Origin of the sequence: Myroides odoratus (assembly GCF_965118575.1) — a bacterium.
Taxonomy (GTDB): Bacteria; Bacteroidota; Bacteroidia; order Flavobacteriales; family Flavobacteriaceae; genus Flavobacterium; species Flavobacterium odoratum_B.
In genome coordinates, this window is the sequence record NZ_CBCPHW010000011.1 from 85,694 (window position 1) to 101,305 (window position 15,612).

Below are 15,612 nucleotides of genomic sequence, written 5' to 3' on the forward strand. Positions count from 1 at the left end.
CGCGTAGATAATCAATAAAATAATCAACTGATTAAAAACATATTACAATGAAAAAACTATTACAGGTAGTTGTGGTAGCTGTGCTACTAATTCTACCAATACAGACTAATGCCCAGTGGGTGGTAACGGATCCTACTAATTTGGCATCAGGCATATTAAATAGTGCCAATGAAATTATACAAACTTCTTCAACAGTTAGCAATGTCATTAAAAATTTTAAAGAAGTAGAAAAGGTTTATAAACAAGGCAAGGAGTATTATGACAAGCTCCAAGCAGTAAACAACCTTGTCAAGGACGCAAGAAAGGTTCAACAGACAGTGTTACTTGTTGGAGAAGTTTCGGAGCTCTATGTCAAGAACTTTGGCAAGATGCTTAATGATCCAAATTTCTCTGCACAGGAACTTGTAGCTATTGCAAACGGATATTCAGTATTACTTCAAGAAAGCACAGAACTAGTCAAGGAACTCAAGCAGATTGTACGCGCCTCGAGTCTTTCTTTAAATGATAAAGAGCGTATGGATATTATAGATAGGGTTTACAAAGAGGTAAAAGACTATCACAATCTGGTTAGTTATTATACCAGAAAAAATATAGGCATCAGCATATTAAGATCGAAGAAGAAAAACAATACTCAAAGGGTACTTGATCTATATGGAACCTCGAATCAAAAATACTGGTAGTTATGGGAGATAGTAATTTACATGAGGTACTTCAGAACCTCTATTATGATATGATGCCACTATCAGCCCAGATGGCTGGTGTGGCTAAAAGCTTAGCAGGTCTTGGTGCTCTTTTTTACATTGGTATAAAAGTATGGCAAGCCTTAGCAAGAGCAGAACCCATTGATGTGTATCCGATGCTAAGACCATTTGCTTTGGGCATGTGTATTATGTTTTTTCCAACCCTTGTTCTTGGAACACTAAACATGGTGCTTAGCCCTGTAGTTAAAGGTACTCATCAGATTTTAGAACGTCAAGTAATTGATATGGCTTCTTTACAGCAGAAAAAAGATATTTTAGAAAAAGAAGCGATGCTCCGAAATCCTGAGACAGCTTATTTAGTTTCTGATGAAGAATTTGATAAAAAGCTTGATGAGCTTGGGTGGTCTCCATCTGATTTAGCTGCTATGACAGGAATGTATTTAGAGAAATGGCAATATGATTTTCAAAAAAACCTAAGAGATGGTTTTAGAGAGATATTAGAAATGCTCTTTCAAGCATCAGCTCTTGTTATTGATACCATTCGGACTTTCTTTTTGGTAGTGCTGTCCATACTTGGTCCAATTGCCTTTGCTATTTCAATATGGAGTGGTTTTGAATCTACGCTTCTGCAATGGCTCACACGGTATATCAGTGTGTATCTCTGGCTTCCCGTAGCCGATTTATTTAGTGCAATGCTAGCTAGAATTCAATCTCTAATTATCGAAAGAGATATGCAGATGCTTTCAGATCCAAGTTTTGTCCCTGATACCTCTAATACTGCGCATGTTATTTTTATGATCATCGGCATTGTAGGATATTTTACTATTCCAACAGTTACGGGTTGGGTAATTCAAGCAGGTGGAGCAGGAAACTTTATGCGCAACATGAATAAGACTGTATCTACTACTGGTAATATGGCTACAGCAGGAGCAGGGGCAACAGTAGGTAATATTTCAGGACAACTAATTAAAAAATAAAGGTATTATGGAATTTAAATCACTTCGAAATATAGAAAATAGTTTTAAACAGATTCGGCTTTATGCTATTGTATTTGCATCGGTTTGTCTTTTAGTAGTTGGATTTACTATCTACAAAAGCTATGACTTTGCTAAAGAGCAACGAGAGAAGATTTATGTGCTTGACAAAGGTAAATCACTTATGCTTGCCCTATCTCAAGACGCAAGTATAAACAGACCAGTAGAGGCAAGAGAACACGTAAGGCGTTTTCATGAGCTATTCTTTACCCTCTCACCTGAGAAGGCAGCAATAGAAGGTAATATGCAAAGAGCGTTTAACCTTGCTGATAAAAGCGCTTTTGACTACTACAAAGACTTACTTGAAAAAGGGTACTACAGTCGAGTAATTTCAGGTAATATTCAACAACGAGTTGAGGTAGATAGTATTAAAATAGACTTTAATATCTATCCCTATAAGACAATGACCTATGCTACCCAGTATATCATACGATCAAGTAATCTCACCAAGAGGAATCTTGTAACAAGTAGTCAGCTTATATCTGCGGTTAGGTCTGATAATAATCCTCAGGGGTTTATCATTGAAAAGTTTACCGTTGTAGAGAACAAAGACTTAGAAGTTGTTAAACGTTAAAAAACTAATCTATGAATAAGTTACAACTTTTAAGACATAGCTATTCCAGTAGGCTACAGACCTATTGGAATAGCCTCTCAATAAAAAGGCAACGAGTTTTATTACTTGCTGTATTTACATTCTATAGCCTTGTTTGCTTTTTTATTGTAAAGACAAGCTTTAGTTCTAAACTAACATCAGATAGTCAAGAAAAACAAAGCAATATCAGACCTGTTAAGTATTTGCTTGAAAAGCAAAAGGTAAAATCAATTATTAAAACCATTAATTATGAATCACAATCAATCAGATAAAAACCACCAAATAGAGAAAGTACCCAAAGAAAATAAGGTATTCCAAGGCATCGTTGAAAAACACAAAAAACACATTGTATTTACTTTAATGGGCATTGTGTTTTTAGGGGCAATGTATCTTTTGTTTAAACCAAAAGACAAAGAGTTTATCACACACAATGATTCAGTTCCGGAAGCGATAACACAAGGGATGCCCACAGACAAGGTCAAAGCCTATGAAAAAGAGCTATGGGAACAAAAGCAACAAGAGAACGAGAACCAGATGCACTCCTTAGTAGATTATTGGAATGAGTCGCATGAGGAGTCTAATAGTAGCTATAATCACCAAGATTACAACGAAGAGCCTACTTACACGCCTTATGAGAGGTCTTATCAGAACTATAAGCAAAGCCAAAATGTGCTGAGTAGTTTTTATGATAATACAGAAAATCAAGAAACCGAACGCCTTAAAAAGCAAATAGAAGAGTTAGAAGCAAGATTAGAAGAAAAAGACACTCCAACGCCTATTACAATTGATAGTCAATTAGAGCTTATGGAAAAATCATTTCAGATGGCAGCAAAGTATTTACCAGGTGGTCAAAAACAAACTGAATTATCGCCTTCAAATGAGACTACAAATGTCAAAACAATTTCAAGTAAAAAACAGGCTATAACGGTACTTGATAAAACCAGTAAAGAGATTGTCTCTTCACTTGTAAAACCGATGAGTTTACAGGATTTCTTACCTATTAATCTTGAAAATAATCCAACCTTTTATACAGCAGAAGGAGAGCGTAAAACACAAACTCATAAAAAGAGCATACGAGTTAGTATCAAAGAAGATCAGGTCATTATAAACGAAGGTTATATTAAATTAAAACTCTTAGAAAGTATAGTAATAAACGGAGCTCTGTTACCTGAGACAAGTACGCTTATTGCTAAAGTCAAAGTAAGTAACGGTAGATTAGAGCTTAGTGTAAACTCTATTAAAATCGACAATAGCATCATAGAAACAGAGCTTATCGGTTATGATAACTATGGACAAAAAGGCTTAGAGGTATTAGACCTTCAGGAGATAAGCGCTTCAAAAGAAATCATTGCCAATATGGGACAAACAGCAGGTACAAGTATATCTATGAGTAAATCCGCTTCAGACCAAATTGCAGGAGATTTAACCAAAGGACTTATTCAAGGGGTGTCAGGATACTTTTCAAAGAAAGTAAAAGCCCAACGAGTAACATTAAAACAAGGACAAGAGCTGTTTCTTGTTCCAAAAGAATAAACGTTAACCAAGTAAAATAAATCATTATGAAAACAATTTTTAAATATATGTTATTGTGTTTTTTAACTGTAAACACAATAATCGCTCAAGAGAACAATCAATCAATTAACTTATCAAATGCTGAGGTAACTCCTTATAAGGTTGAGCTTACCCAAAACAAAACGACTCATATTTTGTTTCCAAGTAGTATTGAATATGTGGATTTAGGAAGTAGTGAGATTATAGCCAGTAAAGTAGAAGCTACCTCTAATGTACTTCGATTAAAAACTGTAAGAGAAGCTATCTCGCCAACAAACTTTACAGTTATTACAAACGATGGCAAGTACTATAGTTTCAATGTTATCTATAATGAACACCCAACACAACTGAGCTATGACTTAACCAAGTTTGAAAAACAAGTAAACAAACAGCAAAGTGAAGTCCTATTTAAAGATTTAGGTACTACCAGTCCAGGCTTGGCAGATATTTTTATGAAAGCTATCATTAAGAAAAACAAGAAAAAGCTAAATATCAAAAGCAAAAGCTATGGAGTACAGGCAAGGCTAAAGAGTATTTATACCCAAGATGGTAAATTATACTTTCACATCTCAATTAGCAACAAAAGTAATCTACCATACGAGGTTGACTATGTTAGTTTTAAAATCAAAGATAGAAGAACTACAAAACGAACTACAGTTCAAGAAGTAGCTTTAAAACCAATTAGAAGTTATAGTGATTTTCAAACGATTAATAGTCAAGGTAAACAAGACAATGTCTTTATGTTAGATCAATTTACTTTATCTGATAAACAGGTGCTTTTAATTGAAGTTAATGAGAAAAGTGGGATGAGGAATTTGGTTTTGAAAATAAAGATTTTAGGGCTTTTAAAGGCAAAGCCAATAAATGTAGGTAAGGTTAAATAATAAAAAAATTAAAAAGCAGTTAATGATTCTTCAATTAACTGCTTTTTAATTTTCTGTTGCTTAAACTCAAGAGGAGTTTAATAAAGTATTAAAAGTATCAGTTGTGTTTAAAAAGAATAATCAATTAAATAAACTTAGTTCAATAAGAGGTGCTTTCTTGTTTGTCAATCATTTAAATACCCTTATATTTAACATCCGATGATAATCTAATAACTAGCATTGATAATCAATATAATAAGAGTCATTTTGATAAAAAATCCAGAACTAGTAGTTAGTTAACGGAAGAATTTAGTAACAATGTACTCACTATTTTTTGTTGGTTTGCTAATGATATGCTACCATAGATTAAAAAAAGCTAGACTATTAGAAATTAAGATCAAGGAATTTTTATATTCAACAAAATAATATTTTAAATAATCGTGAACCACGCTGTACATAATAAATTAATCTCCTTTATTTGGAGCATCGCCGATGACTGTCTAAGAGACGTTTATGTGAGAGGGAAATATAGAGATGTTATCTTGCCAATGGTAGTGTTGAGAAGATTAGACGCTTTGCTTGAACCTACTAAAGAAAGGGTTTTAGAAGAAGTAGATTTTCAGAAAAATACGATGAAGTTTACCGAGTGGGATGACAAAGGAATGACCGCTGCTTCTAAATATGTTTTCTACAATACCAGCGAGTGGACATTGCAAAGCCTGCATGCCAATGCTACCAATAGTCAACAGATTTTATTAGGAAATTTTGAAGAATACCTGAATGGTTTTAGTGCCAATGTACAGGAAATCATAAATATGTTTAAGCTTCGTGCACAAATCAAGCACATGGCTAATAAAGATGTATTGCTGGATGTATTAGAAAAATTTACATCACCGGATATAAACGTGACGCCTTTTGAAAAACTGGATTCGGGAGGGAGAAAACTTCCTGCTTTGACCAATTTAGGAATGGGTTATGTGTTTGAAGAGTTGATCCGTAAATTCAATGAGGAGAATAATGAAGAAGCAGGAGAACACTACACGCCAAGAGAAGTGATTGATTTGATGACGCACATGGTTTTTGAACCGATTAAAAACCAGATTCCATCAGTGATTACGATTTATGACCCAGCTTGTGGAACGGGTGGGATGTTAACCGAATCGGAAAATTTCATCACCGATCCCGAGGGAGAAATCAAAGCTACCAATACCGATGTGTACTTGTTTGGAAAAGAGGTAAACGATGAAACCTATGCCATTTGTAAATCGGATATGATGATTAAGGGTAAAAATCCCGAGCATATCAAAGTGGGTTCTACACTTTCAACCGATGAATTTGCAGGCACAAAGTTTGACTTTATGCTTTCTAATCCACCGTACGGAAAAAGCTGGTCGAGTGAGCAGAAATACATCAAAGACGGCAAAGATGTCATTGACAACCGTTTTAAAATTAGATTAAAAAATTACTGGGGCGTAGAAGAAGATGTGGATGCTGTACCCCGTTCAAGTGATGGACAGTTGCTGTTCCTGATGGAAATGGTGGACAAGATGAAAGTCTTGACCGATAAAAACAAAATAGGAAGCCGTATTGCTTCGGTACACAACGGTTCTAGCTTGTTTACTGGCGATGCCGGTGGTGGCGAAAGTAATATTCGTCGTTATATTATAGAAAATGATTTATTGGATGTGATCATCCAATTGCCGAACAATATTTTTTACAATACCGGTATTACCACCTATATCTGGATTTTAACCAACAATAAACCTGCGCAACGAAAAGGAAAAGTTCAGTTGATTGACGCCAGTGAAATGTACCAGAAACTGCGCAAGAATTTGGGGAATAAAAACTGTGAACTCAGCAAAACGCACATCAGCGATATTGTGAACTGCTATCTGGAGTTGAGTGAAATGGAGAAAGAGAGAGAACAAAAACTGGCAAGTAAAGTTTTTGACAATAGTGATTTTGGGTATTATAAAATCAATATCGAAAGACCGAAGCGATTGAAAGCACAGTTTACTTCAGGAAAAATAGAAGTGTTGAAATGGGACAAGGTACAACCCGAGTTTTCGCAATATCTTTTTGAGCAGTACGGAATGGAAGTGTACAGTGGATTGGAAACGCACAAGAAAGTCATTGCCGACTATATCGACAAGCAAGAACTGAACATCAACGCCAAACAATTGACAGCTTTTCTAAAAAAGGAAACTTGGCAAAAGCAAGAAACGTCATATCAAACTGCTGTACGCCTGATGGAAATTATAGGTACAAACGAGTTTACCAACTTTAATAGTTTTACAACGAAAGTTGAGGAAGTGTTGAAACAAGATAAAACCAAACTCTCGGCTTCTGAAAAGAAACAAATCTTCGATGCCGTAAGCTGGTATGATGAAACGGCAGAGAAAGTCATCAAGAAAACTGAAAAACTCAGCGGACAAAAGCTAACGGATTTATTGGCATTTTTGGGCTGTACCGAAAAAGATTTGCCGTATTATGGTTATTTTCCTGCCGAAAAGAAAGGCGAATATATCATTTACGAAACCGAAAGCGACTTGCGTGACAGTGAAAGCATTCCGCTGAAAGACAATATACAGGAATATTATTTGAAAGAAGTAAAACCGTATGCCGAAGAAAGTTGGATGGCGCTAGACAGCGTAAAGATTGGCTATGAGCTAAGCTTCAACAAATATTTTTACCAACCTGCCCCATTGCGTTCTTTAGAAGAAGTTACTCAAGATATTTTGGCACTGGAAAAAGAAGGCGATGGATTGTTGGCAGAAATTTTAAATTTTTAGCAGATGAAAAGATACGAAGCCTATAAAGACAGCGGTGTAGATTGGATTGGCGAAATTCCGGAGGGATGGGAAGTGAGAAGATTAGCAAGTCTTGGACGCTTTACTGCAAGTGGAATTGATAAATTAAGTTTTCCTAATGAATCGAAAGTAAAAATTATTAATTACACTGATATCTATAAAAATTTAAACAGAGAAATAAACTCTGATATGAGTTTTATGGAAGTGACAACTCCTGAACTTAACAGAAAAAAGAATTTAGTTAAAAAGGGTGATTTAATTTTTCTTCCTAGCAGTGAAACATTCGAAGATTTAGGATTGTCTGCACTTATAAAAGAAGATTTAGAAAATGTATCGTTTTCATATCACGTCTTAAGATTTCAGTTTGATGTATTAGTTAATAATTCATTTAAGAAATATTTTACAAATAATTTTAAGATTCTAAATAGTTTTTCTTCTCGTGGTACTGGATCAATACGTAAGACTTTAAATAGAAATGATTTTAGAAATACATTTGTAATTCTTCCCCCGTTTCCCGTGCAAACTGCCATTGCTGAATTTCTCGATGACAAAACCGCCAAGATAGACCAGACCATTGGCATCCGCCAAAAAGAAATAGAACTGCTGAAAGAACGCCGACAAATCCTGATACAGCAAGCCGTAACCAAAGGTCTGGATGCTACCGTACCAATGAAAGACAGCGGTGTGGATTGGATTGGGGAAATACCGGAACATTGGGAGGTGAGGAGACTAAAATATGTTTTTAAAATTTTAAAAAGGATTGCTGGAAGAGAAGGGTATAATATTCTTTCGATAACACAAAAAGGGATTAAAGTTAAAAATATTTCAAGTGGTGAAGGACAAATAGCTGCTGATTATTCAAATTATCAGTTCTGTAATAAGGGAGAGTTTGCTATGAATCATATGGATTTACTTACAGGTTGGGTAGATATATCTCAGTTTAATGGTGTAATTAGCCCTGACTACAGAGTTTTTGAATCCATACTTTTTGAATCTGACAATAACTATCTCTTAAGATTATTACAGCAATGCTATATAAATAAAGCTTTTTATGCCAATGGTCAAGGTGTTTCAATGTTAGGTAGATGGAGATTTCCGACAGAAAATTTCAATAATTTTTCTTTTCCAATACCGCCTGTTGATGAGCAAAGCCAAATCGTTACCTACTTAGAAGCAATAGAAGAAAAAATTGCCAAAGCCATCACGCTGAAAGAGCAGGAAATAGAAAAGCTGAAAGAGTATAAAACGGTGCTGATAGATAATGTGGTGACGGGAAAGGTTAAAATTAATTATCTTTAAAATAAAAATATTATGGACAAATATATAAGTCGACATATAGATAGATTGATGCTTGATCCCAATAATTATAGATTTATTGACAATAAAGATTATGTAGCTGTTGCTGAAGAAAATGTTAGTGATAAACGTATTCAAGAACGTACATTAAACTTATTATTGGGTAAAAATGAAGATAATATTTCCGACTTAATTATAAGCTTTAAAGCTAACGGTATTCTAAAATTAGACCCAATTCAAGTAAAAGAGTTATCTGATGGCAATTATTTGGTTATTGAAGGAAATAGAAGAACAGCTGCATTGAAATATTTGTATGATCAATATAAAAGATCAAATGATGTGGGTAAACTTACCGAAAGTGATTTTAAAAGTGTTGAATTAGTGTTGATTTCAGGTGAAAGTCCAGTTCAACATCTTATCACAATGGGCTTGCATCATATCAGTGGGAAAAAGAAATGGAGTCCTGTTAATCAAGCACAATTAATTCAAGATTTAAAAATCAAGCATCATCTTTCAGAAGAAGAAATTTGTAATTCTTTAGCCATCAATAAACATAATCTTAGACGGAGTTTAAGAATACTTTCTTTGATTGAGCGTTATAAAGAGAGCGATTATGGAGATCAATTCGAAACAAATATGTTTTCTGTTTTTGAAGAGGTTATCAAAAATGTGAAAATGAAAACTTGGTTAGAGTGGAATGATGCCGAAATGCGTCCTACAAATCTCGAAAATGAAGAACGACTGTTTTCTTGGATTTCACAAGAAGAGTATATCGAAGAAGATGAATTAGGAAATGAACAAGAGGTGAAAAAAGAACCTATCATTACCAAAAGTCATGAAATAAGAGAGCTTTCAAAATTTATAAATGAACCTAAAGCTGTTGAACAAATGGAGGAATCAAGAAGTATTGCTTCTGGTTTTGTATTGAGTGATGCTGTAGGAGAATCGCGGTTGCGAAATGCCTTGGATATTATTCAGAAGGAAGTTAACTCAGCTTTTCAGTTTAGTGAATTTATGGATCAATCAGATTTTATGATGGTCGGAAAATTACGGGACAAATTAGATAAATTATTGCCCACAAATGCTTCGATTCAATTAAAAGAAGGAGGAGATTCGATTTATTTTAATACAGTTGATTCACACTTTAACTCAATTCACATAATTGAATACAGGAAATTACGAGATATAGAAATTAATAATTTAGGTCGTGTAAACATTTTTGCCGGAGGGAATAATATAGGAAAAACCTCTTTATTGGAAATTTTTTATTTATTCACAAGGTTAAATAGTTTTAAATCAATAATTGATCTAGAACGTTTTAGAGGGCGTTTTTATCAAGAATTTCCGACAAAATGGTTTAATAAAATTTTTGTTGACCTTATAAATATTGAAGCAAATTTTAATAATACACCTTGTTCTGTATTAATTAGAAAAACAGAAACACAGGAAAGTATAGACAAAAGTCATTATTTAAGTAGTGTTATTTCAGAAGCTATTGTAAACGGAGATTCATTTTCAAGTACAATTCATTTGTTTGACAATAAAGATCCTGAGTTTTATTATGAAAAAAGCCAATTTTTATGTCAAGCAACATTTAGTAGTCCATACAGATATGATGGACAATTACTAAAACGTGCACACGCAAAAGCTATTCAAGAAAAGTACTTTGACGAGATTATTCTATTTATTAAAGAAAATTTAGATTTAAGTATCCAAAAAATTGAAATGATAAGTATTGATAATGAAAGCCGTTTTATGGTAAGTTCTTCTAATAGTGAAATTGCTACTGATATCACAAAGTATGGCGAAGGATTGCAAAGAGTATTTGAGATTGCTTTGTTAATGGGGTATAGTAAAAATGGTGTCATTTGTATTGATGAATTAGATAGTGCAATACATAAAAATTTATTGGTAAAATTTACAGAATTCATTCAGCGTTTAGCTGTTAAATTTAATGTTCAGGTTTTCTTATCAACACATAGTAAAGAATGTATTGATGCTTTTGTTGAAAATGGATACCCAGATGACGAATTAATGGCATATGCTATTACAGAAAATGAAGGGAAATTAATTGCGAAATTTTTAGAAGGAAATAAATTAAAGCAATTAGTGGAAACTATAAATATTGATATTAGATAATATGGCAACACAAATTATAGCGTTGCTTTGTGAAGGCGCACACGATGTAGAATTTTTATCAAGAATTTTAAGATTTAACGATTTTGAAACTAAAGATAGTTTAAAAATAAAAGATTACCCCTCACCAATAGGTCAGTTATTAAAAAACGAAGCAACTAAAACCAATGTTGATGATTTGAATTTAATTACCGTTCGGCAGGTATTACTGCCTGGGGCAACTTTAAAAAAGGGGGATACTTTTTTTCTGCTTTACGCATTGGGAGGTGACGGAAAAAAAGAAATTAGAAAACAATTACTTTCTGATTTTTATATGTTGATTCCGAAAGAAAATGAAATTCGTTCGCTACCTGAGGATACCAGCTTAGGAATTGTTTATTTTTTAGATGCAGATGATAAAGGTATTGCCGCTAGAATTTCAGAGTTAAATAATGAAATCAATGAAGTTGTTGGAAATACACCTTTTACGAATCACAGAGAAATCTTTGATCAATCAGGATTAAAGCTGGGAACTTATATTTTTACTGGTGCTGATAATGATAAAGGCAAGCTTGAAGATGTTTTAATGCCTTTAATGAAATTAAACAACGAAGCAATTTTTGATAGTGCAGATTCCTATTTGCAAGCGAATTTTAACGATGCACGCAAAGCTCAAAAATATGATAACGATAAATCGATAATTGGCGTGGTGGGTCAATTACAAATATCAGGTACATCCAATACTGTTTGTATAAAAAAATCTGATTATTTGAACGATGAAAAGATTAAATCTAACCCTAAATGCATTGAAATCGTAGAATATATAAATTCTCTAATTTAAGACCTAAATTAGTTATGAAAAGTCAAACAAACGAACTCGCTCTCGAAACCGCCATAGAAAAAGCACTTTGTGGCATTTCGACCGAAGATATAAAAAACGGAATTGTAGCAGAACCAACCGAAGCTTACGGTGGGCAAGGATATCAAATAGGCTATCCAGCTGATTTTAATCCCAAATATGCTTTGGACGAAGCACGTTTTTGGAATTTTTTGGAAAACACTCAAAAAGACGAACTCGAAAAACTTAAACGCCAAAGCGACTGGAAAATAAAAATTCTCGATCGCTACGATAAATTGGTCAAAAAATACGGCATTCTGCGTTTGTTACGTAAAGGTTTAGCTGTAGATGATGCACATTTTACCTTGTTTTATGTAGAACCATTACAAAATAGTAGTCAGCAGATCAAAGATAACTTTGAGCAAAACCAGTTCAGCGTAACTAGACAATTAAGATATTCTGCATCTAATCCGTTGGAAGAAATTGATATGGTGATTTTTATCAACGGTATTCCGATTTCCACCATTGAGCTAAAAAATCATTGGACAGGACAGAATGCGAAAGTTCATGGTATTAATCAGTATAAGTTTAAACGGGATATTACGCAACCACTATTAAATTTTGGAAGATGTATCGTTCATTTTGCTATAGATACTGATGAAATTTACATGACCACCAAACTGGATGGCGCTAAGACTTTCTTTTTACCTTTTAATTTGGGAGAAAATTATGGTAAAGGCAACCCAGCCAATCCGTTTGGTCATAAGACCACCTATTTTTGGCAGGATATTTTAAAGAGAGAAAGCATTGCCAATATCATTCAGCATTTTGTTCGTTTTGATGGAGGAAAAAATGATGCTTTGAGCAAGAAAACTTTGTTTTTTCCTCGTTATCATCAGCTAGATGTAGTGCGTAGATTGCTGAAAGACACAGCACAAAACGGAGCAGGAAAAACCTATCTCATTCAGCACAGTGCGGGTTCGGGTAAATCCAATTCAATTACTTGGCTGGCATATCAATTAATAGAAGCTTATCCTGAAAATGATGAAGCAGCAGGCAATAAATCAGTCAACCAACCACTGTTTGATTCAGTAATTGTCGTAACCGACCGTAGATTATTGGATAAACAATTGCGAGATAATATTAAAGAGTTTTCTGAAGTTAAAAACATAGTAGCTCCAGCATATAAGTCTTCTGATTTAAAATCAGCTTTAGAAAATGGGAAAAGAATTATCATTACCACGATTCAGAAATTTCCATTTATCATTGATGGTATTGCCGATATGAGTAATAAGCAATTTGCAGTAATTATTGACGAAGCCCACAGTTCCCAATCTGGAACATCAGCTGATAAACTGAATGAAGCCATTGGCAACAAAGGCGAAGAGGTGGACAGCGAAGATTATCAGGATATGATGCTTCAAGCGATGCATGTAAGAAAGATGACGCAAAATGCTTCTTATTTTGCTTTTACTGCTACGCCTAAAAATGCTACTTTAGAAAAATTTGGTATAAAGCAGGAAGATGGTTCGTTTAAACCTTTTCATCTGTACTCAATGAAACAGGCGATTGAAGAAGGATTTATTCTGGATGTATTGGCAAATTATACTACTTACAAAAGTTATTATGAATTGGAGAAATCCATTGAAGACAATCCGTTGTTTGATACTTCCAAAGCTCAGAAAAAACTGAAAGCTTATGTAGAAAAACACCAACAGACCATCGGTACCAAAGCCGAAATTATGTTGGATCATTTTACCAGTGCTGTAGTCAATCAGAAAAAGCTCAACGGTAAAGCCAAAGCAATGGTAGTGACGCAAAGTATCGAATCTGCTATCCGCTACTATCAGGCTTTGAGTCAGCTATTGGATAAGCGAGGAAATCCCTTTAAAATTGTGATTGCCTTTTCGGGTGAAAAAGAAATTGGTGGCATCAAATACACCGAAGCGCAAATGAATGGTTTTTCGGAAAGTGAAACCAAAGATAAATTTGACGAAGACGAATACAGAATGCTGGTAGTGGCGAACAAATACTTGACAGGATTTGACCAGCCAAAACTTTCGGTAATGTATGTAGATAAAAAATTGCAAGGTGTACTGGCAGTACAAACTTTGTCGCGACTAAATCGCTCTGCTAATAAATTGAACAAAAAAACAGAGGATTTATTCGTGTTAGATTTCTTTAATGCTATAGAAGATATTCAAAAATCTTTTAACCCTTTCTATACGGCAACCAGCCTGAGTGGTGCAACGGATATTAATGTACTACATGAGTTGAAAGACAGTCTGGACGATTCTGGAATTTATGAACAGTCGGAAGTTGATGATTTTAATGAAAAATACTTTAAAGGTACAGATGCACAATTGTTAAGTCCGATTATAGATATAGCCACTAAAAGATTTGCCGACGAGCTGGATTTGGATGATAAACAAAAAGCAGATTATAAAATTAAGGCAAAGCAGTTTGTAAAGATTTATGGACAGGTTGCAGCAATTTTACCTTATGAAATATTGGCTTGGGAAAAGCTTTTTTGGTTTCTGAAATTTTTAATTCCCAAAATGGTAGTTAAAGACTCACAAGCTGATTTATTGGATGAGTTGCTGGAATCTGTGGATCTCTCAACTTATGGATTGGAAAGAACCAAACTTAATGTTTCCATTCCTCTTGATGATGAGGAAACAGAGTTAAGCCCTCAAAACCCTAATGCCAGAGGTGCACACGGAGAAGAAGAAAAAGATGAATTAGAAGCTATTATTAATGGATTTAATGAGCGATGGTTTCAGGGATGGGAAGCCACACCAGATGATCAAAGGGTTAAATTCCTTTCTCTGAGTAAATCTGTACAGTCACACCCGGATTTTGATTCGAAAGTGGCACAGAATGTTGATAACCAAAATAGAGAGTTAGCATTGAAAAAAATTCTCGATGATGTAATGGCTCAACAAAGAAAGCAAGAGTTAGAGCTTTACAAATTGTATGCTCAAGATTCTTCGTTTTATCAGGCATTTTATAATACAATTAAAAGAGTAATAGATCTTTAATTGATTAAGGAATGGCTAATATTATTTAGAACAAATTATTTCTATATGATAAGTATTTTTATTTTGAATTAATATACTGAAAAATTATTTACTTAATAATTTATGATGATTTGTGGTACATAAGAATCAAAAGCCTGAAATCCGTAATTTATAAAACATACGGAGTAGGGTATATCCCTGATCATTGGAAATAGTTTAAGTTGGAATGATTTACTTAATCGTTTAAAGGAGATCGAAAATAAATTTAATAAAATTTAAAAGCTCAACTTTTTATGTTGTCTCACAATAATATAAAGGACTTAAAATCGTTATTTATAAGATATACGGAAATCGATAAATCCCTTTCTATCTAAGAAAACACCCCAACTACCAAACAATAGTTGGGGTGTTTTATTTCATTTCGTTTCCATCATCTTTAAAATATCCTCATACCTATAAAACATCAATCCGCCAATCTTTTTAAATGGTATGGTACCATTTATTCTCATATTTTGTAAGGTACCAGGAGAAATACCCAGAAGTTTTCTTACTTCATAGCTTTTAATCCATTGTTTTATTTCTTGGTCTTTTTTTCTATTAAAAGGACTATACCTTCTTATCTCAGTAATAATCTCTTGTTTAAAAATCTCAAGGTCTTCTTTTGTAATAAATTCTACTTTCATAATTAATAGTATTTAGGGTTAGTTTTGATTTGTTTTAAGCTGCTATAAGCTTAGTTCTAACCCTAAATAACAATTTGTATATGTTGGTTTAGTTCTGTTGTCTTTGGGA

Annotated in this window: 12 protein-coding genes; 11 read left to right on the forward strand and 1 reads right to left on the reverse strand. The window is 33.9% G+C overall.

Translation table 11 applies throughout. The annotated features are described in order from the left end of the window. Positions 1–47 precede the first annotated feature (47 nt). The 11 genes from ACMHJ2_RS10820 (at position 48) to ACMHJ2_RS10870 (ending at position 14,841) form a co-directional block, all read left to right on the forward strand. A complete protein-coding gene (locus tag ACMHJ2_RS10820) occupies positions 48–680 on the forward strand; it encodes a DUF4141 domain-containing protein (RefSeq protein WP_286397326.1) in 633 nt (210 codons plus the stop codon). A 2-nt stretch (positions 681–682) separates the two neighbouring features. Continuing rightward, positions 683–1,678: a conjugative transposon protein TraJ gene (gene traJ, locus ACMHJ2_RS10825; protein ID WP_413512872.1), complete on the forward strand. Its 996-nt coding sequence runs from the start codon at positions 683–685 to the stop codon at positions 1,676–1,678. A 7-nt stretch (positions 1,679–1,685) separates the two neighbouring features. Further along, positions 1,686–2,309: a conjugative transposon protein TraK gene (gene traK / locus ACMHJ2_RS10830; protein ID WP_413512873.1), complete on the forward strand. Its 624-nt coding sequence runs from the start codon at positions 1,686–1,688 to the stop codon at positions 2,307–2,309. Between the two features lie 11 nt (positions 2,310–2,320). Next, positions 2,321–2,599 (forward strand): hypothetical protein, encoded by a 279-nt coding sequence (locus ACMHJ2_RS10835; protein WP_413512874.1) that lies wholly within the window; start codon positions 2,321–2,323, stop codon positions 2,597–2,599. Continuing rightward, a complete protein-coding gene (gene traM / locus ACMHJ2_RS10840; RefSeq protein WP_413512875.1) occupies positions 2,577–3,860 on the forward strand; it encodes a conjugative transposon protein TraM in 1,284 nt (427 codons plus the stop codon). The genes ACMHJ2_RS10835 and traM overlap by 23 nt, the downstream gene beginning before the upstream one ends. Positions 3,861–3,886: 26 nt before the next feature. Next, positions 3,887–4,762, forward strand: coding sequence for a conjugative transposon protein TraN (gene traN, locus ACMHJ2_RS10845; RefSeq protein ID WP_413512876.1), 876 nt, complete (start codon positions 3,887–3,889; stop codon positions 4,760–4,762). Between the two features lie 419 nt (positions 4,763–5,181). Further along, on the forward strand, positions 5,182–7,533 hold the full coding sequence (locus ACMHJ2_RS10850; protein ID WP_413512877.1) for a type I restriction-modification system subunit M: 2,352 nt from the start codon (positions 5,182–5,184) through the stop codon (positions 7,531–7,533). A 3-nt stretch (positions 7,534–7,536) separates the two neighbouring features. Continuing rightward, complete coding sequence (locus tag ACMHJ2_RS10855; RefSeq protein ID WP_413512878.1) at positions 7,537–8,850, forward strand: restriction endonuclease subunit S; 1,314 nt, start codon at positions 7,537–7,539, stop codon at positions 8,848–8,850. Positions 8,851–8,862: 12 nt separating this feature from the next. Further along, positions 8,863–10,986: an AAA family ATPase gene (locus ACMHJ2_RS10860; RefSeq protein WP_413512879.1), complete on the forward strand. Its 2,124-nt coding sequence runs from the start codon at positions 8,863–8,865 to the stop codon at positions 10,984–10,986. 1 nt (position 10,987) lies between these two features. Beyond that, positions 10,988–11,803 (forward strand): DUF3226 domain-containing protein, encoded by an 816-nt coding sequence (locus ACMHJ2_RS10865; protein WP_413512880.1) that lies wholly within the window; start codon positions 10,988–10,990, stop codon positions 11,801–11,803. A 14-nt stretch (positions 11,804–11,817) separates the two neighbouring features. After that, positions 11,818–14,841, forward strand: a complete 3,024-nt coding sequence (locus ACMHJ2_RS10870; RefSeq protein WP_413512881.1) for a type I restriction endonuclease subunit R — start codon at positions 11,818–11,820, stop codon at positions 14,839–14,841. Between the two features lie 395 nt (positions 14,842–15,236). Here ACMHJ2_RS10870 and ACMHJ2_RS10875 read toward each other — a convergent pair whose 3' ends face one another. After that, on the reverse strand, positions 15,237–15,503 hold the full coding sequence (locus ACMHJ2_RS10875; RefSeq protein WP_413512882.1) for a helix-turn-helix domain-containing protein: 267 nt from the start codon (positions 15,501–15,503) through the stop codon (positions 15,237–15,239). Between the last annotated feature and the right edge of the window lie 109 nt (positions 15,504–15,612).

Bases quoted from the DNA above. Each gene is read 5' to 3' on its own strand.
- traM (WP_413512875.1), top strand. From the start codon at position 2,577: ATGAATCACAATCAATCAGATAAAAACCACCAAATAGAGAAAGTACCC.
- ACMHJ2_RS10820 (WP_286397326.1), top strand. From the start codon at position 48: ATGAAAAAACTATTACAGGTAGTTGTGGTAGCTGTGCTACTAATTCTA.
- ACMHJ2_RS10835 (WP_413512874.1), top strand. From the start codon at position 2,321: ATGAATAAGTTACAACTTTTAAGACATAGCTATTCCAGTAGGCTACAG.
- ACMHJ2_RS10865 (WP_413512880.1), top strand. From the start codon at position 10,988: ATGGCAACACAAATTATAGCGTTGCTTTGTGAAGGCGCACACGATGTA.
- ACMHJ2_RS10855 (WP_413512878.1), top strand. From the start codon at position 7,537: ATGAAAAGATACGAAGCCTATAAAGACAGCGGTGTAGATTGGATTGGC.
- traJ (WP_413512872.1), top strand. From the start codon at position 683: ATGGGAGATAGTAATTTACATGAGGTACTTCAGAACCTCTATTATGAT.
- traK (WP_413512873.1), top strand. From the start codon at position 1,686: ATGGAATTTAAATCACTTCGAAATATAGAAAATAGTTTTAAACAGATT.
- ACMHJ2_RS10870 (WP_413512881.1), top strand. From the start codon at position 11,818: ATGAAAAGTCAAACAAACGAACTCGCTCTCGAAACCGCCATAGAAAAA.
- traN (WP_413512876.1), top strand. From the start codon at position 3,887: ATGAAAACAATTTTTAAATATATGTTATTGTGTTTTTTAACTGTAAAC.
- ACMHJ2_RS10875 (WP_413512882.1), bottom strand. From the start codon at position 15,503: ATGAAAGTAGAATTTATTACAAAAGAAGACCTTGAGATTTTTAAACAA.
- ACMHJ2_RS10860 (WP_413512879.1), top strand. From the start codon at position 8,863: ATGGACAAATATATAAGTCGACATATAGATAGATTGATGCTTGATCCC.